A 24,660-nucleotide genomic window follows, 5' to 3' on the forward strand; every position below is an offset into this window, starting at 1 on the left:
GCTTCTGAAGCTCTTGCTTTTCCTCTGACGTTAGATAGTTTCTGACTCCCATGGCTTATTCCAGAATTTTAATGTATTATACGCAGTTTAGATGACTAACAGCTTACGCCCTTTCGCTATCCCCTGATTCTGCGTTTGTTTTAGGCCGTCCTGCCTTAGGCCATAGCCCTAGATGGGCTATGGCCGCTACGTCAATAATGCAGACCGTAGCGCTATAGTAATCAAGGGCTGTAACCCCGATATACGGCCTGTTTTCAGCACACTTGCCCATCTATAGAGTATTGGTTCATGGAGTTCCACGCCTCAGCCCAAACCTGCCTCACCTGGTCAGGGGATTGCCTCGTGATTGGTCTTACGGAAGCCTCCCTTCCCCTCACGGGGCCGTTAGCTGACTTGAATACCCAGGTGTCGGGTCTGCTTCAGGAACTCATTGACGAGACGGAATTCACTGGGAAAGATGGCTCCACGGCGGTGATTCGGGTGGGGGGCACGGTGAAAAAGCTGGGTATCGTGGGGCTTGGTTCCGCCGATGACCTGAGTTTGGAAGGGATTCGTCGCGCCGCTGCTGCCGCTGCCCGCATGGCAAAGAAGGAAAAATGCACCACCCTGGGCCTGAGCCTGCCCACGTACCAAAACGATCCGGCCCAAACGGCCCAAGCCGCTGTAGAAGGAGCCACCCTCGCCCTACACCAAGATAAGCGCTTTAAGTCTGAGGATAAGGACAACGGGAAAGTCGTCCTAGAGGCGATCCACCTGCTAGATCTGGCGGGGCAGGAGGCGGGCATTACCACGGCCCAGGCCGTGTGTGAGGGGGTGATTTTGGCGCGGGAATTGACCTCTGCTCCGGCCAATGTGGTCACTCCGGCGGTGCTGGCCCAAACGGCCCAGGAGATCGCCGCTGCCCACGGTATGGACTGCGAAATCCTAGAGCGGGAACAGTGTGAAGCCCTGGGGATGGGGGCGTACCTGGGGGTGGCCCTGGCCTCCGACCTGCCGCCCAAGTTCATCCACCTCACCTACCGTCCGGCGGGTAGCCCCAGCCGCAAGCTGGCCATTGTGGGCAAGGGGCTCACCTTCGACAGCGGTGGTTTGAACATCAAGGGTCCCGGCAGCGGTATCGAAATGATGAAAATTGACATGGGGGGAGCCGCCGCCGTGTTGGGAGCCGCCAAGGCCATCGGTCAACTGAAACCCAACGCTGAAGTGCATTTCATCAGTGCCGCTGTGGAAAATATGATTAGCGGTAAGGCCATGCGACCGGGAGACATCCTCACCGCCTCCAACGGCAAAACCATTGAAGTCAACAACACCGATGCCGAGGGTCGCCTCACCCTGGCCGATGCCCTGGTGTTTGCCGAAAAGCTGGACGTGGATGCCATTGTGGATTTGGCGACCCTCACCGGAGCCTGCATTGTGGCCTTAGGGGACGACATTGCCGGACTGTTCACCGAAGATGACGATCTGGCTAATGCCCTATCCACCGCCGCCGCCACTGCCGGAGAAAAGTTCTGGCGCTTACCCATGGAGGCCAAATACTTCGAGGGTCTGAAGTCCATCGTGGCCGACATGAAAAACACAGGCCCTCGCCCCGGTGGCTCCATCACCGCTGCCCTATTCCTGAAGCAGTTTGTGGAGAAAACCCCCTGGGTTCACCTCGATGTGGCTGGCCCAGTATGGACAGAGAAGGAAAGCGGCTACAACAATCCGGGCGGCACCGGATTTGGCGTTCGTACCCTGGTGGAATGGGTAAAAGCCCAGGACTAAGGGGCGTTCTGCGGACTGGAGTATCACAGGTGGCCCGCAGCATGGGGCTAGGCCATTAACTCCAGTCTTCTCGACCTCGGCCCAGCCCTTTGTACACGTCGCCCTGTTGGTGAATGGCGCGGGTTTTGGCAAACAGATCCTCTTCCGTGAGATGCCAGCGGTTGAGGGCTTTTTTCAGGTCGGTTTGAATATCCCGTGCGCCGGGGAAGCCCTCGTAGCGAATCATCAGGCGGGCCAGTTCCACCAGGTTATAGTCGGTGGCTTCTCCGGCCAAAAGCTGATTTACCACCTCTCGGTCGGCCTTGTATTGGGGATGTTGTTGTTCCTTGGTGTCGGCCATGGGGGATGCTCCTGACGACTGATACGAAATCCGCCCTGTTTAACCCTGGTATCCAGCGGGCGAGGAGACCTCGCCCCTACGGTTGGCCGGGTTAGCCATCGGGGGTCTCTAACTCGGATTTGATATTAGGGCGCTCACCTGTGGAGTTACCTCGGCAGGATTCCCTACCGGATTCACCGCCGCTTCGATGAGGCCACCGCCCAGCACTCGATCCCCATCAAACCACACGGCAGCTTGGCCGGGGGTAACGCCAAACTGGGGTTCGTCAAACACCAGCTTCACCCGATCTGCCCAGCCATCGGGGCCTTCGAGGGGGATTAGCGTCGCTCCCACGGCTCCGCTGCGATAGCGAATTTGCGCCGACACCGGAATCGGCTCTTGGGGCGCGGCAATGGACACCCAGTTCACCCGCTGCACGGTGCAGTCGGGCCAGTGGGCATCGCTGCGGTCGGCGACGATCACCTGGTTGCGGCCCACATCAAACCCCACCACGTAGAGCGGGTTGGCAGCGGCGATGCCCAAGCCCTTGCGCTGGCCGATGGTGTAGTGGTGAATGCCCGTGTGCTGGCCCAAAATGCGGCCCTCGGTATCGACGATATCCCCCGGTTTGGGCGCGAGGTATTTGTCCAAAAAAGTCTGCATGGAGCCGTGCTGCTCGATTAGGCAAAGGTCTTGGCTGTCGGGCTTTTCGGCGGTGTGCAGGCCCAGTTCGGCGGCGATGCGGCGGGTTTCGGTTTTGGTTTGGTGACCCAGGGGAAAATGGCAGGCCGCCAGCAAATCCTGGGTGAGGTCATACAGAAAATAGGACTGATCCTTCGCCGGATCCACCGCCCGCAGCAGCTCGTAGCGCCCGGTTTCGGCATTGTGGAGGATGCGGGCATAGTGCCCCGTGGCGATGCGATCACAGCCCAGTTCTTCACGAGCGTACTGCAACATCGGGCCAAACTTCACTGCCCGGTTGCACTGGGAGCAGGGCAAAGGCGTGATACCGCTGCCGTAGCCTTCGACTAAATAATCGACAATTTCTTTCTGAAACACATCGCGGCTATCGACAATGTGGTGGGGAATGCCCATATCCTCACAGAGTTTGGCCGCATCCACCATACCCTCCGAGCAGCACTGGCCCTTGCCCTTCATCAGCCACAGGGTTAGCCCCACTACGTCATAGCCCTGCCGATGCAGCGTCGCCGCCGCCACCGAACTATCCACCCCGCCCGAAAGCCCCACCACAATCTTTTCCATGGCCAAATTGCTGCGCTGAATCGCCCTAAGACACAAACTCTATCCTAGCGCAGGCGCTTCAGGTTGCTTGGTCGTTCTAATGCAAATGAACTATCTGGCGTCAGGAGATCCCAAATCTGCGCTTTGGCCATGATCGCCTGAGCCTGGGCTAGGAGGGTTCCGTGAAAAGAACCATCCATTTACCATGACTCTTCGCCCTCACCCCTGCCCCTCTCCCCCAGGGGGAGGGGTTCTGAATCCGGCTCCCCTTCTCCCATCGGGAGAAGGGGTTGGGGGATGAGGGCTTAGCATGGATGCTTCATTAGTTGGCGTACTCTAATCGCTAGACTGAGTGAGGTGGAGGGCTTGCAATTGTTGGATCAGGTCTTGGTGGGTGAAGGGTTTGGGGAGAAAGCCCTGGAAATCGTAGACACTAGCAGGGTCAGCCATGCTCAGGCCGCTCATGGCGATGACAGGGATCTGAGGGCTAACTCGGCGCAGCAGGGGCAGGGCGGTGAGGCCGTCCATGCTGGGCATCATCAGGTCGAGGAAAATGGCGGCGATGTCAGTGTTGTGTTCGGAGAGGAGGGCGAGGGCGCTGACGGCATCGTGGGCGACGATGACCTGGTAGTTGTGAACGTCTAGGACAGACTGAATTACTTCGCAGATAGCGGGTTCGTCGTCTACCACGAGGATGCTGGCCTGATGACCATCGAGGGGATCGGTGGGAGTGGGATCGGTGGTGCTAGGGCTGGGAATGGCGGGCAGGTAGAGACAGAACTGACTGCCCTGGTTGACTTGGCTATGAACATCAATGAAACCATCGTGGCTTTGCACAATGCCCAGCACCGCCGAGAGACCCAGTCCGGTGCCTTGACCAAGGGCTTTGGTGGTAAAGAAGGGGTCAAAGATGCGGTTGAGGACATCGGGGGGCATACCTGTGCCTGTATCGGTGACCATGATGACGACGTAGGGGCCGGGGCGGGCCTGGGGATAGGGTTGGGCGCTGGCGGCATCGAACGTCAGGTTGTGGGCGGTGACTTGCAGCACGCCACCCTTGGGCATGGCATCACGGGCGTTCACACAGAGGTTCATAAACACCTGGTGAAGCTGGGTGGCATCGCCGCTGACGGCCCAGAGGTCGTCGGGCACATCCATATAAATATCGATGGATTTGGGTAGGGTTTGCTGCACCAGTTTGCGAATGTCTCGCAGCAGATGGTTCACCTGGAGGGGAAAGCGTTTGCCCTCTAAACCACGGGCAAAGGTGAGAATTTGCTTCACCATGTCGGCCCCCCGCTGGGCGCTGGTTTCCAGAATTTTGAGCTTGTTGTCTACCCAAGGATCCAAATTGCCGAGCTTGAGGGGCAGCAGTTGGACGACGAGGAGAATTGGCGTCAGGATGTTGTTGAGGTCGTGGGCAATGCCGCTGGCCAGGGTGCCCAGGCTTTCAAGGCGCTGGGAACGGAGGAATTGGGCCTCCATTTGTTTTTTGTCGGTGATGTCCATGTGGATGCCCAACAGGCGATCCGGATCGCCCTGGTCGTTGTAGAGCAGGGTACTTTTAATCGCTAGCCATCGTCCGGTGCCATCGTCGTCTAGGATGCGAAATTCGGTATTGAGTCCTTGCCCGGTCTGCAGGGCGGAGCGAAGTTCCTGAGCGATTTGTTCGCAGTCGTCGGGGTGCAGCCGCCAGGGCATGGAGCATTGGCTGTTGTGACAATTCAGGCTAGCATCGCGCAGACAGGCAAAGTCGGCCAAGGCCCATTCAAAGGTGCCCATGGCGGCGGCGTCCTGGGCCATGGTGAGGCGTTCTTGGACGCGCTGGCGCTCTTCAACTTCTTGGCGTAGATGTTGGTTGGCGGCTTCCAGTTCGGCGGTACGCTCCCGGACTCGGTCCTCTAACACTTCGTTGGCTTCCCGCAGGGCATCCTCGGCCCGCTGGCGTTCGATGGCGTAGAACAAGGCCCGCACTAGCACTTCCTGCTGGAGGGATCGCTTCAGCAGGTAATCCTGCGCCCCGCGACGGACGGCACTCACGGCCAGTTCATTGTCGTTGGTGTTGGTCAGCACCACCACGGGCAATCCTGGCGCTTCCCGGAGGAGGAGATCCAGGGAATCCAGGCCGCTGCTGTCGGGCAGGGTGAGATCGAGTAGGGCCACATCAAAATGCTGCTCCTGAATCCGCGAGATCGCCTCCCCCAGGCGCTTGGCGTGGTAGATCTGAAAATGGCGGCGGGGGGTTCCCTTCAGCACCTCCTGCAAAAATCGGGCCTCGGCCAGGTCGTCTTCAATCAGCAACACCTGTACCGTAGCCAGATTTAGGGGGTGTTCGGCGGCAGGGTCGCGGTTTCTAGCCAAAATGCCTCAATTCCCTGAACAATTTTGAACAATTGGGCTAAGTTGCGGGACTTGGAAATGTAGCAGTTGACGTGCAAATCATAGCTTTTATAGATGTCTTCCTCGTTGCGGGAGGTGGTGAGCACAATGATGGGAATATGTCGCAGGGTATCGCTGGCCTTGATTTCTGCGAGTACTTCCCGCCCGTCTTTTTTCGGTAAGTTTAAATCCAGCAGAATCAAATCGGGGGAAATCGCATCGGCAAATTCCCCCTGACGCTGGAGGTAGGCCATGGCCTCCATGCCGTCCCGCGCAATCACAATCTCGCAGGGGACGGCGGTGCTTTTTAGCGCTTCTTGGATCAGGCGAATGTCGCCCCGATTATCCTCGACTAAAAAGATGGTTTTTGGCTTTGCGTCCGTTGCCATGGCTGCGATCACGTCCTTCAACGGGAATAGTGAAGTAGAAGGTGGCCCCTTGGTCGGGGGTGGCTTCTACCCAGATGCGCCCTCGGTGGCACTCGATGATTTTCTTACAAATGGCCAGCCCCATGCCCGATCCGGCGTATTCATCACGGGTGTGGAGGCGTTGGAAAATCACAAAAATGCGCTCGGCAAACTGGGGCTCGAAGCCAATACCGTTGTCGGCCACCGAGAACAGCCATTGCTCTTCCTGACGCTGCACCCCAATGTGAATGTGGGGCGTTTCCTCAGCCTTACGGAACTTGATGGCGTTGCCGATCAGGTTTTGGAAGAGCTGCATCAACTGGGTGCCGTCGGCCACGATGGTGGGTAGGGGATCCACCGTAATCACCGCCCCGGTTTCGGCAATGCGCCCCCGCAGGTTGCCCAGGGCTTGGTCGAGGGAATCCTGCACGTTGGTGAGCTGCCACTCAATGCCCTGGATATCCACCTTGCTGTAGGTCAGCACATCGTCGATCAGGGTTTGCATCAGGCTCACCCCTTCCACGGCAAAGCCGATGAATTCCTTGCCGTCCTCGTCCAGCTTGGCGTCGTAGCGCATTTCGAGCAACTGCACAAAGTTGGCCACCTGGTTCAGGGGTTCCTGCAAATCGTGGGAGGCGACGTAGGCGAACTTTTTCAGCTCGGCGTTGGAGCGTTCCAAATCCGTGGCCAGCAGGGCCAATTCTTCCGCCTGCCGTAGCACAATATTGACGATGGCTTTCCGCAATTCTAGGGCCGCTTTTACCTCCACCCCCTGCCAGGGCAGCGACCGCAGGCTAACGGTTTCCTTCCACAGTTCAAAGGACTTGCGGGGGCAAAGCCACTGATTTTCCGCCTCGCCCACCAGGGTATAGGCTTCGTTGGGGTTGCCGCCCCAGTTCACGGTTTGAATCACCTCTGGCCGGAACCACAGCACATAGCTGCGCTTGGAAATGGGGATGGCAATCAGCCCGCTGGCCACGTCTTTGAACCGCTGGGCCTCGGAATACTCCAGCGGCAGGGCATTGGTGACGTAGATTTCCTCACTGACGGACTTGCCGAGCCACTGGGCCAGATAGTTCAGTTCCTCCTCTGGCGGAGTGCGGCCCAGGGTTGTCCATTGCCCGCTAAAGCAGATCGCCGCCCCCTGGGCACCGACCAAATCCAGCAGGTTGGGGTCGCGCCGCACCAGACCATCAATGAAGTAATCCTCCTGGGCCATTTGGTCGATTAGGGCCGTTTGCACCGCCGCCAAATGGAGTTGATAGCTCTGATCCGCCTCTTCTTCTAGGGTAGAAATTTCTGAGAAAATCACCCGACCTAGAAATTCGCAGGCTTTCCGCAGTTCGTAGGGCACATACTTCGGCGTTTTGTGGTGACAGGCAATCAGCCCCCACAGTTTTTGATCCTTCATCAAGGAAATGGTCAGCGATGCCTCCACATTCATGTGGTGCAGATATTCAATGTGGCAGTGGTAGGGTTGCCGCAAAATCGACATCACCAAATCCGTCGGCTGCTGGGTGACGGGGTTCACCGCAGGCACCAAATCCACAGGCTCCGCGCTGGCATTGGGGATCACCCGAATCCAGTTCGATAAAAACATTTTGCGGGCCGGAGCAGGCACATCGGATTCTGGGAAATGCAGCCCCAGGTAGGACTCCATATCCTCTAGTTTTTCTTCCGCTAAAACTTCACCGTGGCCATCGTCATCAAACTTATACAACATCACCCGATCAAAGCCCGTCACCTGACGCACTTCGTGGACAATAATCCGGCAAAAATCTGCCAAACTCGCCGATCCGGCCTCAAGCTGGCCAATGGAGGTGCGGGCGAGGTGATAGAAGCTCAAAAAGGGAATATTGTCGTTATTCAGGGCTGGTTCCAGTTCCAAAATCAAAAAGCCTGCCCCATTGCGATGGAACACGGCATCGTACACGCCATAGTCATCGCCGCGCCGCCGCACCCAAATTTTGGTGGGGTTCATCACGTCCAAATTTTCGCCATGCAGCCCCGACCGGAACTGATCCACTTGGTAATCATCCAGCAGCTCGTCCAGGGTTTTGCCCAATACTTCATCCACAGGCAAGCCAAAGGCTTCGCGGGTATTTTGGCTGACCTGAACCACGGTTAGGTCAGCCTCGTTTAGCACCAGCAAAACCCCATGGGGTTGCACTTGGATCAGAGCGTTTAAATCCGGCTGTTTGAGTGCCGTCAGGCGATAGTCTTGTTCAAGCTTGACGTTAACCATGGTGGCAGACTCCTAAACAGGAAAGGGGCAATGTAGCGGTGATTTAGCCTTGGGTACTTTAATGTAATCTCTGTAGTAGGCAACTTATTTAGCCTACTGTTTCCCTAGTTATGCGCGGAAACTGAGTTTCTCAAACAACATAGAACAGCCCAGATGGCTATGGGCATGGCAGGCCAACAACCTGTCTGGCTAGTTGGCTTACAATCTACTGGGATTAGACTCTACCCAACTGGGTGCTGAAGGGCTGTGTGTTCTACTTAGCAGCATATCGCAGGTGCCAAGGCGACTAGGGAAGAGATCGTTAAATAAAATAGAAGCTTACGGTTTGCAATCTGGCCTTGATATATTGCAACAAAGCGTCATGAAGATTCATTCGTAAGGGCAGGTTAATCCGGTAAGGTAACAATACCTAGCCAAAAGCTTTCAATATTCTGAATTGTGGCGACTAACTGCTGCGGATTGGCATTTTTCACCACGTAGCAGTTGCCCTGGTTGAAGTAGGTCTGAAAAACATCGTCCGTCTGATTGGACTCAGATAGAACAATCACCGGAATGCGTCGGAGGTTGGGATTGCCCTTGAGGGCCGTCAAGATATCCAAACTGGCCTGATGGGGGAGGTCGAGATCCAGCAAAATTAAATCTGGGCGCTGTCCCGGTTCAGAACCCTCGATAGAGCGCAACCAGTCGAGGGCCACCGAACCATCCTCTATCACCCGTAGGTGATGCTGATCGGGCTTATCTGCCAACACCTGTCGCACCGCTTCCACATGGTCGGCATGGTGGTCAATTAATACAATCAAGCGATCTAGCGGGTCATCCTGCATGGCATCTGGATCTCGTGTGTACCGCCCTAGCCGTCTTCAACTGGGTGAACCCACCGATGGATTACCCTAGCCTTGCACCTTAGCCCCTAAACCGTCCTGTTAACCAAATCTGCGGAAAGTTATAACGTTGATGGTGGTGGACAAAGCCGAGATGGGTCTCAGCCCATGGAAAAATGGGGCCAGCCTAACGGCTAACCCCATCCCACCGATATGTCTAGGTCGGTACGGCAACTCGACGTTAGAAGAAGGCTGGCTGGTGACGAATCAGGCTGAGGAATTCTTCGCGGGTCTTTTGATCATCCTTGAAGGAACCCAGCATGGCACTGGTGACCGTCCAAGAACCGGGCTTTTGCACGCCGCGCATCACCATACACATGTGGCTGGCTTCCACCACCACAGCCACCCCACGGGGCTCCAGAATTTCCTGAATGGCTTCGGCCACCTGGCGGGTGAGGCGTTCCTGCACCTGAAGGCGACGGGAGTACATTTCTACAATGCGGGCCAGTTTGCTGAGACCCACCACCCGCTGGTTGGGGATGTAGGCGACGTGGGCACGACCCATGAAGGGCAGCATATGGTGTTCACACATACTGAACAGGTCGATGTCGCGCACCAGCACCATTTCGTTGTGGCCTTCGTCAAAGATGGCCCCATTGACCAGTTCCTCCAGGGATTGTTGATAGCCGCTGGTGAGGAATCGCATGGCATCGGCTACCCGCTTGGGGGTCTTCAGCAGCCCTTCCCGGTCGGGATCTTCGCCCACCGACAGCAGCATGGTGCGCACCGCCTCCTTCATGTCGTCGTGGCTGGTTTCGGGGATGGCGTAGGGCTTGGCCTCAGCGCCGTGGCTAAGGGAACGGTCGGGGAGAACGGTGGGGGAAATGCCCATGGTGCCTAAACCACTAGGGGTAACTTTGTCATTGATGCCATTTGAGGATGCGATAGTCATAGGGTTTAACTAAACTCCAGGTGTTCAACAAAACTGAGACCGCTCTCTGAGACGGCCAACCTACACGGACGGTAAAAAAACTTCAGGATCGAACCTGCTACAAGGCTCCCCCGGCGGGCATCAGCACAATGTCTTCAATCACCGCGTAGGTGGGCAGCAGCACGGTGCTGAGGATGGTTTGGGCCACAATTTCGGGGGTGAGCATTTGGCTGCGGTCAAAGTTAGCCTGAACCGTATCGGTATCCCACAGGGGGGTGTTCACCGAACCGGGCGTTACCATGACCACCCGAATGCCGTTAGCCCGCTCCTCCACCGCCAGCACCTTAGACAGGGCCACCAAGCCCGCCTTGCTGACGCTGTAGGCTCCCCAATCGGGGAAAGCCGACTTGGCGGCAATGGAGGAGATGTTGACGATGGTGCCACCGCCCCCTGCCCGCAAACTGGGCAGAGCCGCCTGAATGCACTGAAAGATGCTGGTCAGGTTGAGATCCATCACCTGCTGCCAGTGGTGCAGGGGCATGGTGGCCAAGGATCCGGTGTAGCCCATGCCCGCGTTGTTAATCAACACACTAAAAGCCCCAAAGTCTTGAATAATCTCGACCATGCGGGGCTGCACCTGGGGGATATCGGCTAGCTCGATGGCATAGCCCTTGGCCAAAACGCCATACTCGGCCAGATCATTCACCACGGGTTGCAATCGATCCATAGACCGACCCAACAGGGCGACATCAAACCCCGCCTGGGCAAGGGCATGGGCCGTGGCTCTACCAATGCCGCGACTAGCTCCCGTGATCAGGGCGCGACGCGGCAGGTCGGAACGGGGGAAATTGTCCAAAACTGAATTCCAAAAACCAACAACTAACGAACCAGGGGCTAGGCAAGACCGATGGATTGAGGGCTGCTAAGCTCGCTTCCTTCAGCGTTCCCGGATCGGGGTGGTTAGGCAAACAAGGTCAGGCCCGCTTATATGTTAACAAACGTAAAGCACTTCTCTCAGAAATCGCCACCATAAAAGTCTTTGATGGTGATTCCCGCAGATACCCTATTATTGCACCCCGGTCTCCCTTGTGATCCTAGGCCGCTGCCTCGGCAAACACGCCAATTTTGCGGTATTTCTGGTAGCGCATCTGCTGGAGTGCTTCGGGCGTCAACCGCGACAGTTCCGCCAGATTTTCCACCAGAGCTTGTTTGAGAATGTCCGCCGCCTGGATGGGGTCGGCATGGGCACCGCCCACGGGTTCGGTCAAAAGCTGATCCAAAATGCCCAGGTTTTTCAAATCCCAGGAGGTGATTTTCAGGGCTTCAGCGGCCTCGGCGGAACGTCCGGCATCCTTCCAGAGAATGGCGGCACAGGCTTCGGGGCTGGCCACGGTGTAGACGGAATGCTCGAACATCATCAGCCGATCCCCCACGCCAATGCCCAGGGCACCGCCAGATCCGCCCTCGCCGATGATGGTGCAAATAATTGGCACCCGCAGGCCAAACATTTCCCGCAGGTTGTAGGCGATGGCTTCCCCTTGGCCCATTTCTTCGGCCTCGTAGCCGGGATAGGCACCAGGGGTATCAATAAAGGTAATGATCGGCATGGAAAAGCGATCCGCGTGGCGCATCAACCGCATCGCCTTGCGGTAGCCGCCCGGAGAGGCCATCCCGAAGTTGCGGGCCACGTTGTCCTTGGTGTCGCGCCCTTTTTGGTGGCCCAAAATCACCACCGGACGCCCCTCTAGCCGCGCTACCCCCCCCACCAGGGCTGGATCATCCTTGCCAGAGCTGCGGTCGCCGTGCAGTTCAATCCACTCCTCGGTGATGGACTGAATGTAGTCCAAGGTGCTGGGGCGGCGAGGATGGCGGGCCACCTGCAACCGCTGGGCTGGGGTGAGGCTGGAGAAAATTTCCTGACGTAGGTGAGTGGCTCTGGCCTCTAGCTGGCGCAATTGGGCGGAGACATCCACATCATTTTTCTCAGCCAGTTCGCGGATTTGGGCAATGCGTCCCTCTAGCTCCGCCAGGGGCTTTTCAAAGGACAGCAAAATTGACTTGCGCTCGTTAGGGGCCATGGCCAGCAGGTACAGCGATAGAAAAACAAGGCCCCAGTTGCAGCGAATGCAAAAATCGGGCCTTTCCTAGAATACCAAGCCAGGTTCCCCTTCCCGCCGCCCAGGGGAGTAGGGAATTTACCCCAAGGGTATGTATCGACAGCAAACCACCGATGCAGGCGATGATGCAGGAACGCCCCCCGCAGAAACCATGAATGAAAACGATCCCAATGCCGACGATGACGGGGACGACGATGGCGATGATGACGATGACGACGACTAAGCCGCCTGCCCCTGCCCGTTAGCCACCAGGATGGGTATCGGTTGGGTAACGTTATCCCAGTTTCCCGTGGTTCTCGGTGGAGCGGTGCGCTACGGTGAACGAATCGCTGTAGACCGTCCACCATGACCCAACCCCATGCCGCCAATACAAACATGTGGCCCCTAGAGCTTCAGGCGGTGGTACGGGGGGCAGCAGGGGGCTTTTTGTTTGGGGTGCCCCTGCTCTACACCGTGGAGGTCTGGTCGATTGGGTCATCTACAGGAGCCTGGTGGCTGTTGGCGGTGCTGGGGGCAACGCTGTTGGTGGCCTGGTTGCTGACCCAGGTGGAAGGCTTTCGCCAAACCCTCAGTCTGCATCCCCTGGAAGCGGTGATGGAGAGCGTCGAAGCGGTGGGAATTGGGGTGGTCTGTGCCGCCTTGGCCTTGGTGCTGCTACGGCGCATCACCCTAGACACGCCCCTAGCAGAAGCCCTAGGCAAGCTGGTGTTTGAGGCGGTGCCCTTTTCCCTAGGAGTAGCCCTGGCCCGATCTACCTTCCAGGGCCGCAAAATTCGGGATCGTCGCACCACAGCACCGCTGTCCCGCCACTTTTCTTCCCCCACCCTGGCCACCGTGCGAGATGCCCTCGTGGATCTGGATGCCACCCTGATCGGCACGGTGTTGATTGCCTTTAGCATTGCCCCCACCGAGGAGGTCCCCCTGATTGCCTCGTCGTTGCCCTCCCTGTGGCTGTTGCTCATCATGGCCGCGTCTCTGGGATTGTCCTACGCCATTGTGTTTGCCTCTGGTTTTGCCGACCGCAGCGAACGGCTCCAGCGGGGATTACTCTTCAGCCCCATCACCGAAACCCTGGCCGCTTACCTGGTGGCGCTGCTGATTTCGGTAACGATGCTAGTGCTGTTCCAGCAGCTCAACCAAACCGACCCCTGGCAAGAATGGCTCGGCAATACCCTCGTCCTGGGTCTGCCTGCCTCCATTGGAGGGGCCGCAGGACGTATTCTAATTTAATAGGCTTGCTAATTGAATCGGCTGGCTGACCCTGCATGAGTTTGCTGAAACCCCACCCTTCCTCCCCATCCCCTGCGCCCATCGATGCCGACGGCTTTACCCGCCGTTCCCTGGCAGAATGGGTGACTTTTTGGGTCTCTGCTTTGATTGTATTGGTGCTGGTGGGCCTAATTTTCTACGATTGGCAGGTGAACCAAAGCCGCCCCCCTGCCTTTGATGTGGCGGTCTCTGACGCGATCCGTATCACCGATGGCCGCTACTATGTGCCCTTCGCCATCACCAACACTGGGGGCCGCATTGCCAACGGCGTTCAAGTCACCGCCGAACTCCAGACCCCCGATGCCGAGGACGAAACGGGCGAACAACAAATCGACTTCCTCTCTGGCCACGAAACCAAGGCGGGTAGCTTCGTCTTCAGCCACAACCCCCAGGAGGGCAACCTCACCGTTCGCGTGGCCAGTTACCGCTTGCCCTAATCGGCTATCCCTCACCAAGAACCCTGGGGGGCGTCCGGGATGCGTTTTGAGAGGGGCGTTTATAGTGAAGAGGAATCGTCAGGAGACACCATGGGCGCAGGAATTCAAGCCATTCTAAAGCGGGCCTTGAACGGGGCTGATCTCACCCCAGAGGAAGGATTAGCCCTGCTGCAAACCGAACAGTCGGCGGATATTGAGGCGATACGCTCCGTAGCCGATGCCCTCCGTCAGCGCCAGGTGGGCGATACCGTCACCTACGTGATCAACCGCAACATCAATTACACCAACATTTGCGAGCAGCACTGTAGTTTCTGCGCTTTCCGTCGAGATCAGGGCGCGTCCGGATCCTACTGGTTGGAGTTCGATACTATCCTCGCCAAAGCCGCTGATGCCGTCGCCCAGGGCGCAACGGAAATCTGTATGCAGGGCGGCCTCAACCCCTACGCCAAGGTGCAGGGCACGTCCCTAGGCTATTACCGCAAACTGGTGGACACGATTAAATCCCAGTTTCCCCAGCTTCACCTCCACGCCTTTTCCCCCCAGGAGGTGCAGTTCATCGCCCGTGAGGATGGCCTGAGCTACGTCGAAGTTCTACGAGCCTTGCAAGAGGCCGGGGTCGGATCGCTGCCCGGAACAGCGGCGGAGGTGCTGGATGACGAGGTGCGGCGGGTGCTGTGTCCCGAAAAAATCAACAGCGCCACCTGGCTAGAGATCGTCGGACTGGCCCACCACATTGGCCTGCCCACCACCAGCACCCTGCTATCGGGCCACATCGAAACCCCGGCTCAGCAAATCCATCACCTAGACCAGCTTCGCCAGTTGCAGCAAGCGGCCCTAGAGCGGGGTACTGGAACCGCCATTACTGAGTTTATTCTGCTACCTTTCGTTGGTCAGGAAGCCCCCAAACCCCTACGCCGTCGAGTGGGACGGGATCAGCCCATCCTCGCCGATGCCCTCAAGCTTACGGCTGTAGCCCGCATTTACCTGGGCAACTGGATCGTCAACCACCAGCCCAGTTGGGTAAAGTTGGGCCTGTCTGGGGCCACCGAAGCCCTGCGCTGGGGCTGCAACGACCTCGGCGGCACCCTGATGGAGGAACACATTACCTCCATGGCCGGAGCCCAGGGCGGCACCTGTATGACCGTCGCCGAGCTACGGGGATCCATCGCGTCCCTCGGTCGCCCAGCCCAGCAGCGGGAAACCTTATATGGCCCGGTTCAGATCCTAGAGCCCGCGTTACCGATGGGATGAGGCCGGAGGAAACACCGCCCCCGCCCGACAATCCCGCAGCCACAGCCGTACCGCCTGCCCTACAATGCCCTGGCTGCTTTCCTGGGGTGGCGTCAACCGCTGATCGGCTAATGGGCGGGCAGGATCGCCCCCTAGGCTGGAATAGATCAAGACCGAACGCCAGCCATCCTCGGTTTGCACCAAAAACAACCAGTGGAACTGCTGCAACGACACCACCTGATGGCTGAGGTACTGTCGCTCCAGCGTCGTGAAAAAGACCTGGCGCAGGTCAGACGCTGGATCCAATCCTGCCCCAAAAGCTCGATCCGTTAAGTCTATCGGCTCAAAGTCGGGCTGGCTGGCGATGAGCATGGTTCCCACGGGGCTAGGCGTTGGGGGTGTCGTGGCTCCTGAGGTGTCTGGTGCTGGCCTGTTCATGGGCGGACGAAAGCTACGAGCCGCGACCAAGTTGGCATACTGGGGCAAGTCTCGCAGCAGGGTCGTTACCAGATTTTCGTACTCCGCTGGGCAAGCCTCCGAAGAGCGCAGGTAAACCGGATCGCCAGCTTCATCCACAGAAGGAGACGTGGGATCAAGTTCAGAATTGGGATCTGCCAGGGTCGGGGTTTCAGGCGTTGGGGATTCGGGCTTGGTTGGCAGGGGTTCACCCCATTCTAGATTAGGGGGATCCTCTGGTTCGAGGGACTGTGTTGATGGGCCAACCCGTAAGGGCGAGGTCTCCTCGCCCACCCCCACCGGGGACAAGGCCGCTGCATTTCCCATCGGTTGCCCCGTGGCGATCTGGGGCCAGAAAATCACCGCAGGCAGAATCGTTAGAAGCGCGACACTCCACCATGGGGACTGTTGATCGTGGGGATGGTGGGCGATGCCCACCCTACGGTTTTGGCCTTGGGGCATGGGGCAAGTTTTTGGGATAACACCCTACAGGTTAGTCCCTAGCTGAGGGCGGTAGTGCATTCGTCGCAGATGCGTTGGAAGGCGGCGGTGGGATCGGGGCTGGCGGTGATGGGCCGACCGATGACGAGATAGGTGGCTCCGGCCTGGAGGGCTTGGGCGGGGGTGAGGGTGCGCTGTTGGTCGTTGGTGCTGGCCCATGTAGGGCGCACACCGGGGCAAACCAGGGCAAAGTCTGAGGGCAGAAAGCGCCTCAGTTGGCTGACTTCCTGGGGCGAACACACCACGCCACCCAGGCCCACGTCCTGCGTCATTTGTGCCATTTGTAGGGCGTAGTCTCCCGGTTTCAGGGGCACTCGTAGTTCCGTGGCGAGGGCTTCGGCGGCAATGCTGGTGAGCAGCGTAACCGCCACAATCAGCGGCAGGGGGGTGTTGGTTTGGGTCGCTTCGGTTTGGGCGGCAGCAAGGGCAGCCGTGAGGGCGGCTTTCCCGGCAGAGGCGTGGAGGGTGAGAATATCGACCCCGTAGCGAGTGGCGGCGGCGCAGGCTCCGGCCATGGTGTTGGGGATGTCGTGGAGCTTGAGATCTAGGAAAATCCGCTTGTTCCTGGCCTTGAGTTCCTGGAGAATTCCTGGCCCTGTGCTGATAAACAGCTCTAGACCCACCTTCCAAAAGCTCACTTGGGGTAGGCTATCTACCAGGGCCAAGGCCGCCTCGGCGGTGGGCACATCCAGGGGCACGATGATCCGCTGATCCACCGTCAAAGCATTGACCGTCAAACTATCCGCAGCCGAAACCGTCATGGGCGAAGACTCCAGGGCATAATCTACGGACATGGGGCGATCCCTCGATGGGGTTAGGGTCAATCCTCGGAGGATACCTAGTTAGGGCGCACCAGCATCAGGGTTTGGCCAAATTCTACGGGTTCTGAGTTGTTGACCAGAATTTCGACGATTTCCCCAGAAATTTCTGCCTCTAGCTCGTTCATCAGCTTCATCGCTTCGATGATGCAGACGGTTTGGCCTGTGCTAACTCGGTCGCCCACATTGACAAAGGGCGGCTCATCGGGGGCGGGGGAGCGGTAGAAGGTGCCCACCATGGGCGAACTGATCGTGAGTAAATCAGAGTGTTTGCCGGGGGGAGCCGCTGGGGGAGCCGCCGGAACCGCCGCTTCCGCCGTTAGAACCGCAACTTCCCCAGATTTAGCCGCCGCCGGAGCAACAACTTCTGGGGCCGCAACCATCGTAGGCAGGCTGGCCACCGATACCACACCCTGCTTACGGAGGGTTAGCTCAAAGGTGGAGCTTTTTAAGGTCAACTCGGCCACATCGCTCTGGCTCAGGGCGGCGACCAATTCTCTTAGTTCGTTTACGTTTAGTTCCACTGAGCAACCCTCACTACCATCGTGCGTGTATCTCGGTAATTCCCGATTTTAGGAGCAATTCGGCTTTTGTACTCCCAGCGCCTTGGCCCCAGCCAACCCTAGGGCCAAGGCTCACCCTGTTTATTCCCGACCGAGGTAAGCGTCGGTGCGGGTGTCTACTTTAATGCGTTCACCGATGGAAATGAACAGGGGCACCATTACCTGGGCTCCGGTTTCCAGAATGGCGGGCTTGGTGCCCCCGGTGGCCGTGTCGCCCTTCACGCCGGGGTCGGTTTGGGTGACTTCCAGCACGATGGAGTTGGGCAGTTCCACCTCCAGCACCCGCCCATTCCAGGTAACGACGCTGACGACCATCTCTTCCTTCAGGTACTTCACCCGATCTCCAATTTCAGCGGCGGTCAGACGGCCTTCTTCATAGGTTTCCATGTCCATAAAGACAAGATCGTCACCGTCACGGTAGGTGTGCTGCATGTCTTTCTTTTCAATCACCGCCTGGGGCACGGTTTCACCCGCCCGGAAGGTGCGTTCCACAGAGTTGCCGGACTGCACGTTCTTCAGTTTAGTTCGCACGAAAGCCGACCCTTTACCAGGCTTAACATGCAGAAATTCCACAACACGCCAAACGGAGCCATCAAGCTCAATGGTCGTACCGGGGCGGAAATCATTGCTGGAAATCATAACGCTGGCTCTGGTGGTCGGATAGGTAAATGTTTTAGCACCTCATTTTACCCCCCAGTGGTCCTTTCCCTGTGCTAGAAATCCAGGCTTTGGCCAGGACCAACAGTGTGACAAGATTGTAGGGGCGACCTCGCCCACGCAGTTGTTTGGTTTAGCAGGCAAGTTAAGAAAAATGGCCAAAGGCATGACGGTAAGCCGCCCGTGGTGGCAGCACAGTTTCCGCACCCTCCTTTCTGGTATTGGGGTGCTGTTGGTAATGATTGGCGTGTGGCTTGGGCCACCGAGTCAGGCCCAAGCCATCAGTCTGAACGGGAACCTGGTCGGCCCACTAGATGCGACCATGACGATGGCCTACCTGCCGCCCGGTAATGCCATTACCGATGGGCGGGCGCTGTTGCGGAACTCCTTGCCCATTGACAACAAGGCGATTCGCGGCATTCAATCCACCCTAGAGGGGCTGTCGGAATGGCTGCGGAGTAAGCGCTGGGGGCCTGTGGCCAAGGACTCCGCTAAGGTGGAGCGACTGCTGGGCCGAGATCGCGAGACGATCCTGGCGGCGATCCCCGACGGCAAGCGGGCGGCGGCGATCAGCTATTTGGACGATCTCCAGTCCCAACTGTTGCCCCTCAACGATGCCATTGCGCTAAAGGATCGGGAGGCCGTGTGGATGATCCGTTCCGCCATGCTCGACAATGTGGGCCGCATTGAAGAATTGATGGTGACGGAGTTCCCCTTTACGGTGCCCGAGGAATACGATAATCTGCCCCAGCTTAAGGGACGGGCCACGGTGGAATTTGTCACCAATCAGGGTACGATGCAGGCCGTGGTGGATGGCTATAGTGCCCCCGTCACCGCTGGCAACTTCGTGGACTTGGTGCAGCGGGGGTTTTATGACGGCATGGAATTTATTCGCGCCGAAGAAAACTACGTGCTACAAACAGGGGATCCCGCTGGGCCAGAGGAGGGCTTTGTGAATCCTAAAACCAAGGCTTACCGAGCCGTTCCCCTGGAAATTTTGGTGAAGGGCGACGATGCCCCCGTCTATGGCACTACCCTAGAAGACCTAGGCCGCTATTTGGATGATCCCGTCCTGCCCTTCTCCGCCTTTGGCACCCTAGGCATGGCTCGCCCCGGCGACGACCCCAACGGCGGATCCTCCCAGTTCTTCTTCTTTCTCTTCGAGCCGGAACTCACCCCCGCTGGCCTCAACCTGCTGGATGGTCGCTATTCAGTCTTCGGCTATGTGGTGGACAACAAAGAAGTGCTAGAACAGTTGGGCCAAGGCGACCGCATCGAATCAGTCCGTGTGGTATCCGGGGCCGAAAACCTAGTACAGCCCTCCTAATCCATGACCGAAGTACCGACCGTAGGCCCAACCGTGGGGCAAATTGGCGAACTGGAACTACTCCAGCGACTATTTCGCTACTGCCCCATCGACCTAGTGGGGGATGATGCGGCGGTGATGCTACTGCCCCCCGGTCACCAACTGGTGGTGACGACGGACATGCTGGTGGATGGGGTGCATTTTAGCGACCAAACCACCGCCCCAGAGGACGTGGGCTGGCGGGCCATGGCGGCAAATTTGTCTGACATCGCCGCCATGGGAGCCGAACCCCAGGGGATCACGGTGGCCCTCAGTTTACCCAGCCAGACCCCCATAGCCTGGGTAGATCGGGTCTATCAAGGTATGGCCGACTGCCTCGACACCTGGGGTGGTCAGATCATCGGCGGCGATCTCTGTCGGTCAGACACCATCAGCATCGCCATCACCGCCCTGGGTTCGGTGGAGGTGGGTAAGGCCTTCTACCGCCACACCGCCCAGCCCGGTCAAGTCCTCCTGGCCACGGGCTACCACGGGCTATCACGGGCAGGCTTAGAACTCCTGCTTTCCCCGGAACAAGGTGAACGCCTAAGTAAATCTGTTCGCCAGCGTTGGATTCAGGCCCATCAACGCCCCAAACCCCGCCTGGATGTGGTGGCCCACCTGAGAAACCTGCTGCGGGCCTTTACCCAACCCATCACCATCGCCGCCATGGATTCCAGTGATGGCCTCGCCAATGCGGTGCTGCACCTATGCCAAGCTAGCGGGGTCGGGGTGGTTCTCCATGCCGACCGACTGCCCCTCGATCCAGCCTTGGTGCAGTGGGTGGGGCTAGAAAAAGCCCGCGACTGGTGCCTCTACGGCGGTGAAGACTTTGAACTGGTGCTCTGTCTGCCAGAGGCCATGGCCCAAGTCCTGCAAGGCCACCTCGGCCCAGAGGGCAAGCTGCTGGGCTACCTCACCGCCGATCCCGCCGTGAAGCTGCAACTTCCTGCCAGCGGTCAAACCTCCGGCAGCAAGAACGCGGTCACCACCCTAGACCTCTCCTTCAGCCGAGGTTTCCAACATTTTTAGATCGCGCAGGATGCATAACGCTAAGGCAAGGCTAGCGTACTAGCGTCAGCCATACCCGAAGGGCCATACGCGAAGAAACACACCCAAGTAAATATGTAATTACAGGAATTATGGGGTTACTTCGCTGATCAGATTCTTGCAATTCATTTCAACGGTGAAGACGATCAGGCAAGGATGTAAGTATTGATGGAGCAGTATCGAGATTTACCGATGGATTTAGCAGATGCATCTCTAGTCGTGGCGGCTGAAATGCTCAATCAAAAACGAATTTTCACTCTTGATCGAGATTTTGATCGAGATTTTCAGATCTATCGTTTCAAAGGCAGCCAATCTTTTGATATTTTGCCTTAAGTGGTCGTCGTAAAATGATCTGACAAAGCTGCCTTACCCCTACGATCCGGTTGCCCCCCCAGGATTTGGGTTATTCCCCGCCCACGCGCACCCATTCCCTAGGCCGTTCCCTGGCCGTACTACACTGACCATAACAACCCCTAATGACAGACTAGGCAGGTAAACCGTGCTCGACGAACAGGCCAAAAAAACACTGCTACGCAAAATTCCCCACGGGTTATATATCTGTGGCGTTAAGGATGGCGACGACCTCAACGGATTCACCGCCAGTTGGGTGATGCAGGCTTCCTTTCAGCCGCCCCTAGTGGTGAACTGCGTCAAAAACAACTCCACCTCCCACGCCATGGTGAAGGCCAGCGGCGTCTTTGCCCTCAGCTTTTTGGAAGCAGGCCAAAAGGACTTGGCCCAAAACTTCTTTAAGCCCCTGCGGCGGGCGGGCAACAAGTTTGAAGACATCGAATTCTATCCCGGCCCCGAAACCGGATGCCCCATCATTAAAGACACCCTCGGCTATGTGGAGTGCCGCGTGGTGGGTAGCGTTGAGCATGGCGACCACACGGTTTTTGTCGGCGAAGTGGTGGGGGCGGCGATCCATCGTGAGGGCGAACCCCTGCTACTGGAAAGCACCGGATGGAACTACGGCGGCTAGGGCCAATGCCACGTCCCCCCTGGAGCGACCGCCATGCCCAAATTCACCGAGGGCTGCGGGGACGATCCCTGCTGCCCCAGGGCTGTAGCATGGTGGTGGCGGTGTCGGGGGGGCAAGATTCCGTCGCCCTGCTGAAACTTTTGGTGGATTTGCAACCCAAGTGGCGCTGGCGGCTGTGGGCTGTGCATTGCGATCATGGCTGGCGACCTGATTCCGCTGAAAATGCCGCTTTTGTCGCGGATCTTTGCCAAAATTGGGGCGTTCCCTGCCAGGTGATTGTCGCCAAAACCCGCCCCACCACCGAAGCCGCTGCCCGCCAGTGGCGCTACGGCGTTCTCGGTAAGGCCACCCAAACCCTGGGAGCCACCCACATCGCCACCGGACACACCGCCACCGACCGCGCCGAAACCCTGCTCTACAACCTGTTGCGCGGCAGTGGCACCGATGGACTCCAAGCCCTGGCGTGGCAGCGGCCCCTCAGCCCCGATCAGCCCGGTCTAACGGTGGTGCGTCCTCTGCTGGATCTGACCCGCCAAGACACCGCCCAGTTTTGCCAACAATTCGGCCTGCCCTGGTGGATCGACAGCACCAACGCCGATCTTACCTATGCCCGCAATCGTCTGCGATTAGACGTATTTCCCCTGTTGCAGCGTCACTTTAACCCCAGAGTAGAACAGACCCTCGCCAAAACCGCTGAAATCCTGACGGCAGAGGTGGCGCTTTTAGATCACCTGACAGAGGAACTGTATGCCAAGGCGGTACAGGCCAAGAATTCGGTTTGGTTAATCCAGCGATCTGCTCTACAATCTGCCCCCCTGGCCTTGCAGCGGCGAGTGTTGCGGCGGCTGTTGCAACAGGTGATGACGGCCCCCGTCACCTTTGACCATGTGGAAAAGCTGGTGGCTTTAATGTCTGCCCCCAACCGCAGCCAAACCGACCCTTTCCCCGGTGGTTGGCTGGCTAGGGTGGACGCCGATCAGATCCACTTCCTCCCAACGGCTGATGGGGGACTCCCAAATCATCACTGACGAGGGTTCCCAAGCATGGCGAACCACGAAAGTATACCCAGCCTATAATGAAACCATTCTGACAACAGGCATCTCCAGTACCTATGGCTGTGCCCAACGCTGCCGACACTGTCGCCCTAGCTCACCCTGCGGCTCTTTTCTGGTTCGACCCCTACACCTTTGAATTCCAAGGCTTTCACCTGCTAGATGGTCGCTACGAGCCCATCCCAGCCACCGCCGAGGGACGACTGTGGAGTCAGCCGTTGGGCCTCTACCTGGGCATTTGGGAGAACCGCCTACGCTTCTTCACCGCCGATGGCAAGTTAATTCCTTCCCCAGAGGAACTAGCCAGCCAAGAGCGCCATCGTGCCGAACAGGAACGCCAACGAGTTGAACAGGCTGAATAAGAACTGGCTGCTCTCAAGGCTAAACTAAAGGACAAGGGCATTGACCTAGAGAATTGACATTCCGGCAAGGCCACCCCATGCGGTGAAGGTGGATCGCCACCATTCCCAACGTTTTCCATCACTTTGTATCTATCTGGGCCAATTCGGTGAATTTCCTCTAGGTTAGGGGAATGTTGGAGAGAGTTCCTTCACCCTATGGATAGCGATGGCAACGCGATATTACCTGTACGGCATTTTTCCGGCCCCCGGCCCCAAGTCGGTCTCGGTGACGGGCCTAGATGACCAGCCCGTAGAGGCTTGGACGCTGGATGGCTTTACATTTCTGTATTCCCAGGCGTGTCAGAAGCGCTACCTGGCCAGCCGCTACAATTTGCTGGCCCACGAAAAGGTACTGGAATCAGCGATGCAGCAGGGCTTCCATACGCTGCTGCCGCTTCAGTTTGGGCTTACGGTCAACGATTGGGAACAGGTAAAGGAGGATTTGATTACCCCCTACCGGGAAACGCTTACCCAACTCTTTCAACGGCTGGACGGTTGCCGGGAGGTGAGCGTGAAGGTGATGTGGGATGCAGCCACGGAGCTAGAGATGCTGATGGCCGAAAACGACGACCTCCGCCACCAGCGTGATCAACTAGAGGGCACCCAACTCAGCATGGATCAGGTCATCCAAATTGGTCAGCAAATTGAAGCCGCGCTTCAGGAACGACAGGACAGCATTGCCAACCAGTTTCGCCAAGCCCTAGCGCCCCTAGCCAAGGACGCCATCGAAAACGACCCGATGACCGACACGATGATTTTCAACGCCGCCTACCTGATTCCCTGGGAGGCCGAAGCCGCCTTTAGTCGGGCCTTAGATGAAGTCGATGCCGCCTTTGGGGATCGTCTGCGAGTGCGCTACAACAACTTCACAGCCCCCTACAACTTTGCTCAGATTGAATAGTACTTGGGCTGTCCTTTGCTGTCGTTGGGGCGAGGGCGGTGCCTAACCTACGGGGGCTAATCACAACGTAGGACGGCTATCTTAGCGGTCTTGGTGGCAGGCAGGATGCCCCCCCTACAACTCTCGTTTACTGTAATTCTGCGTTTTTGGTGATGCTGCTAAAACTACTCTTTGCCCCGGTGCTTGGCCCCATTGAAGGGGTAGCCTGGATTGCCGATAAGGTGCTGGAACAGGCGGATGTTTCCACTAACGATGCCGAAAGCTTGCAAAAACAACTCCTCGCCCTACAACTGTCCTTCGATATGGGCGATATCCCAGAGGAGGAGTTTGTGGCCCAGGAAGAAGAGATACTCCTGGCGCTGCAAGCCCTGGAGGATGACGAAGACGATGAAGATTAAAAACTGGGGTGCTAGGATTCGAACCTAGGAATGGCGGGACCAAAACCCGCTGCCTTACCGCTTGGCGACACCCCATTGCGTTGCCTTTCTTAATATAGCAGGTTGCTCCGGCACCCTGTCAAGCTTTTTTTGGGGGTAGCCCCAGAGATTTTTCGCCCCCGTTTTTCCCTGGGTGCAGGGCCGATGCCAACGAAAAAGCGCCCCCCTTGCGAGGAGCGCTTTTTTCCTTAGTCAACTATGGCTAGCTGACCCATGGACTGGTCAATCAAGACTAGCCGATGATTTCAGGAGCCTCGGCGGTAGCCAGGTCGAGGGGGAAGTTGTGAGCATTGCGCTCGTGCATCACTTCCATACCCAGGTTGGCCCGGTTGATCA

General features: G+C 57.8%; 27 protein-coding genes and 1 tRNA gene. 13 read left to right on the forward strand and 15 right to left on the reverse strand.

What is annotated here, in order from left to right; genetic code table 11:
* Nucleotides 1-288: 288 nt before the first annotated feature.
* Nucleotides 289-1,764 (forward strand): leucyl aminopeptidase, encoded by a 1,476-nt coding sequence (locus tag H6G62_RS19695; protein WP_190498315.1) that lies wholly within the window; start codon nt 289-291, stop codon nt 1,762-1,764.
* A 55-nt stretch (nt 1,765-1,819) separates the two neighbouring features.
* On the opposite strand, the gene H6G62_RS19700 is transcribed toward H6G62_RS19695, so the two are convergent.
* From H6G62_RS19700 to H6G62_RS19740, 9 genes are all read right to left on the reverse strand, one after another.
* Nucleotides 1,820-2,104 (reverse strand): DUF3288 family protein, encoded by a 285-nt coding sequence (locus H6G62_RS19700; protein WP_190498317.1) that lies wholly within the window; start codon nt 2,102-2,104, stop codon nt 1,820-1,822.
* Nucleotides 2,105-2,212: 108 nt separating this feature from the next.
* The gene (mnmA, locus tag H6G62_RS19705) at nt 2,213-3,346 is read right to left on the reverse strand and encodes a tRNA 2-thiouridine(34) synthase MnmA (protein WP_190498319.1); all 1,134 of its coding nucleotides are present in this window, start codon (nt 3,344-3,346) and stop codon (nt 2,213-2,215) included.
* Between the two features lie 315 nt (nt 3,347-3,661).
* On the reverse strand, nt 3,662-5,686 hold the full coding sequence (locus H6G62_RS19710) for a response regulator (protein WP_190498321.1): 2,025 nt from the start codon (nt 5,684-5,686) through the stop codon (nt 3,662-3,664).
* Nucleotides 5,647-6,093 (reverse strand): response regulator, encoded by a 447-nt coding sequence (locus H6G62_RS19715; RefSeq protein WP_190498323.1) that lies wholly within the window; start codon nt 6,091-6,093, stop codon nt 5,647-5,649. Before H6G62_RS19715 ends, H6G62_RS19710 begins: the two co-directional genes overlap by 40 nt.
* The gene (locus tag H6G62_RS19720) at nt 6,047-8,356 is read right to left on the reverse strand and encodes an ATP-binding protein (RefSeq protein ID WP_190498324.1); all 2,310 of its coding nucleotides are present in this window, start codon (nt 8,354-8,356) and stop codon (nt 6,047-6,049) included. Before H6G62_RS19720 ends, H6G62_RS19715 begins: the two co-directional genes overlap by 47 nt.
* 386 nt (nt 8,357-8,742) lie before the next feature.
* Nucleotides 8,743-9,180 (reverse strand): response regulator, encoded by a 438-nt coding sequence (locus H6G62_RS19725; protein WP_190498325.1) that lies wholly within the window; start codon nt 9,178-9,180, stop codon nt 8,743-8,745.
* A 238-nt stretch (nt 9,181-9,418) separates the two neighbouring features.
* On the reverse strand, nt 9,419-10,129 hold the full coding sequence (gene folE / locus H6G62_RS19730; protein ID WP_190498326.1) for a GTP cyclohydrolase I FolE: 711 nt from the start codon (nt 10,127-10,129) through the stop codon (nt 9,419-9,421).
* Nucleotides 10,130-10,226: 97 nt separating this feature from the next.
* Nucleotides 10,227-10,964 (reverse strand): SDR family oxidoreductase, encoded by a 738-nt coding sequence (locus H6G62_RS19735; RefSeq protein WP_199325132.1) that lies wholly within the window; start codon nt 10,962-10,964, stop codon nt 10,227-10,229.
* 238 nt (nt 10,965-11,202) lie between these two features.
* Complete coding sequence (locus H6G62_RS19740) at nt 11,203-12,186, reverse strand: acetyl-CoA carboxylase carboxyltransferase subunit alpha (RefSeq protein WP_190498327.1); 984 nt, start codon at nt 12,184-12,186, stop codon at nt 11,203-11,205.
* Between the two features lie 130 nt (nt 12,187-12,316).
* Between H6G62_RS19740 and H6G62_RS28395 the strand changes: the two genes are divergently transcribed.
* The 4 genes from H6G62_RS28395 to cofH all read left to right on the forward strand — a co-directional run bounded on the left by H6G62_RS28395 (nt 12,317) and on the right by cofH (nt 15,182).
* The gene (locus H6G62_RS28395) at nt 12,317-12,448 is read left to right on the forward strand and encodes a hypothetical protein (protein WP_277883045.1); all 132 of its coding nucleotides are present in this window, start codon (nt 12,317-12,319) and stop codon (nt 12,446-12,448) included.
* A gap of 122 nt (nt 12,449-12,570) precedes the next feature.
* A complete protein-coding gene (locus H6G62_RS19745; RefSeq protein ID WP_199325133.1) occupies nt 12,571-13,455 on the forward strand; it encodes a TIGR02587 family membrane protein in 885 nt (294 codons plus the stop codon).
* A gap of 35 nt (nt 13,456-13,490) precedes the next feature.
* A complete protein-coding gene (locus tag H6G62_RS19750) occupies nt 13,491-13,931 on the forward strand; it encodes a TIGR02588 family protein (protein WP_190498328.1) in 441 nt (146 codons plus the stop codon).
* Nucleotides 13,932-14,021: 90 nt separating this feature from the next.
* Entirely contained in the window at nt 14,022-15,182 is a 1,161-nt protein-coding gene (gene cofH / locus H6G62_RS19755) for a 7,8-didemethyl-8-hydroxy-5-deazariboflavin synthase subunit CofH (protein ID WP_190498329.1), read from the forward strand.
* Here the strand turns inward: cofH and H6G62_RS27415 are convergent.
* From H6G62_RS27415 to efp, 4 genes are all read right to left on the reverse strand, one after another.
* Nucleotides 15,168-16,079, reverse strand: coding sequence for a hypothetical protein (locus H6G62_RS27415; protein ID WP_199325134.1), 912 nt, complete (start codon nt 16,077-16,079; stop codon nt 15,168-15,170). The two genes, cofH and H6G62_RS27415, sit on opposite strands and share 15 nt — an antisense overlap.
* Nucleotides 16,080-16,117: 38 nt before the next feature.
* On the reverse strand, nt 16,118-16,840 hold the full coding sequence (pyrF, locus tag H6G62_RS19765) for an orotidine-5'-phosphate decarboxylase (protein ID WP_199325135.1): 723 nt from the start codon (nt 16,838-16,840) through the stop codon (nt 16,118-16,120).
* A gap of 116 nt (nt 16,841-16,956) precedes the next feature.
* Nucleotides 16,957-17,460 (reverse strand): acetyl-CoA carboxylase biotin carboxyl carrier protein, encoded by a 504-nt coding sequence (gene accB, locus H6G62_RS19770; protein ID WP_190498330.1) that lies wholly within the window; start codon nt 17,458-17,460, stop codon nt 16,957-16,959.
* A 120-nt stretch (nt 17,461-17,580) separates the two neighbouring features.
* Nucleotides 17,581-18,138 carry an elongation factor P gene (efp, locus tag H6G62_RS19775; protein ID WP_190498331.1) on the reverse strand — a complete coding sequence of 186 codons (558 nt, stop codon included), beginning with the start codon at nt 18,136-18,138 and terminating at the stop codon, nt 17,581-17,583.
* Between the two features lie 184 nt (nt 18,139-18,322).
* Here efp and H6G62_RS19780 point away from each other — a divergent pair, with 184 nt between their 5' ends.
* From H6G62_RS19780 to H6G62_RS19815, 8 genes are all read left to right on the forward strand, one after another.
* Complete coding sequence (locus H6G62_RS19780; protein WP_242052179.1) at nt 18,323-19,483, forward strand: peptidylprolyl isomerase; 1,161 nt, start codon at nt 18,323-18,325, stop codon at nt 19,481-19,483.
* Nucleotides 19,484-19,486: 3 nt separating this feature from the next.
* The gene (gene thiL / locus H6G62_RS19785) at nt 19,487-20,533 is read left to right on the forward strand and encodes a thiamine-phosphate kinase (protein WP_190498332.1); all 1,047 of its coding nucleotides are present in this window, start codon (nt 19,487-19,489) and stop codon (nt 20,531-20,533) included.
* 186 nt (nt 20,534-20,719) lie between these two features.
* Nucleotides 20,720-20,884 (forward strand): hypothetical protein, encoded by a 165-nt coding sequence (locus tag H6G62_RS19790; RefSeq protein ID WP_190498333.1) that lies wholly within the window; start codon nt 20,720-20,722, stop codon nt 20,882-20,884.
* 166 nt (nt 20,885-21,050) lie between these two features.
* Nucleotides 21,051-21,533: a flavin reductase gene (locus tag H6G62_RS19795; protein WP_190498334.1), complete on the forward strand. Its 483-nt coding sequence runs from the start codon at nt 21,051-21,053 to the stop codon at nt 21,531-21,533.
* Nucleotides 21,515-22,561, forward strand: a complete 1,047-nt coding sequence (gene tilS, locus H6G62_RS19800; protein ID WP_242052180.1) for a tRNA lysidine(34) synthetase TilS — start codon at nt 21,515-21,517, stop codon at nt 22,559-22,561. The genes H6G62_RS19795 and tilS overlap by 19 nt, the downstream gene beginning before the upstream one ends.
* Before the next feature lie 83 nt (nt 22,562-22,644).
* Entirely contained in the window at nt 22,645-22,947 is a 303-nt protein-coding gene (locus tag H6G62_RS19805; protein WP_190498336.1) for a hypothetical protein, read from the forward strand.
* Between the two features lie 205 nt (nt 22,948-23,152).
* On the forward strand, nt 23,153-23,887 hold the full coding sequence (locus H6G62_RS19810; protein WP_190498337.1) for a GvpL/GvpF family gas vesicle protein: 735 nt from the start codon (nt 23,153-23,155) through the stop codon (nt 23,885-23,887).
* 152 nt (nt 23,888-24,039) lie between these two features.
* Nucleotides 24,040-24,285 carry a gas vesicle protein GvpG gene (locus H6G62_RS19815; RefSeq protein WP_190498339.1) on the forward strand — a complete coding sequence of 82 codons (246 nt, stop codon included), beginning with the start codon at nt 24,040-24,042 and terminating at the stop codon, nt 24,283-24,285.
* 3 nt (nt 24,286-24,288) lie between these two features.
* Here H6G62_RS19815 and H6G62_RS19820 read toward each other — a convergent pair.
* Both H6G62_RS19820 and H6G62_RS28010 read right to left on the reverse strand, forming a co-directional pair.
* Nucleotides 24,289-24,360 (reverse strand) — tRNA-Gln (locus tag H6G62_RS19820).
* 196 nt (nt 24,361-24,556) lie between these two features.
* Nucleotides 24,557-24,660 (reverse strand): photosystem II protein D1 (locus tag H6G62_RS28010; RefSeq protein WP_199324857.1); only part of this gene is annotated, 104 nt, incomplete at its 5' end.

It is taken from the genome of Phormidium sp. FACHB-1136 (assembly GCF_014697375.1).
Lineage (GTDB): Bacteria > Cyanobacteriota > Cyanobacteriia > Phormidesmidales > Phormidesmidaceae > Nodosilinea.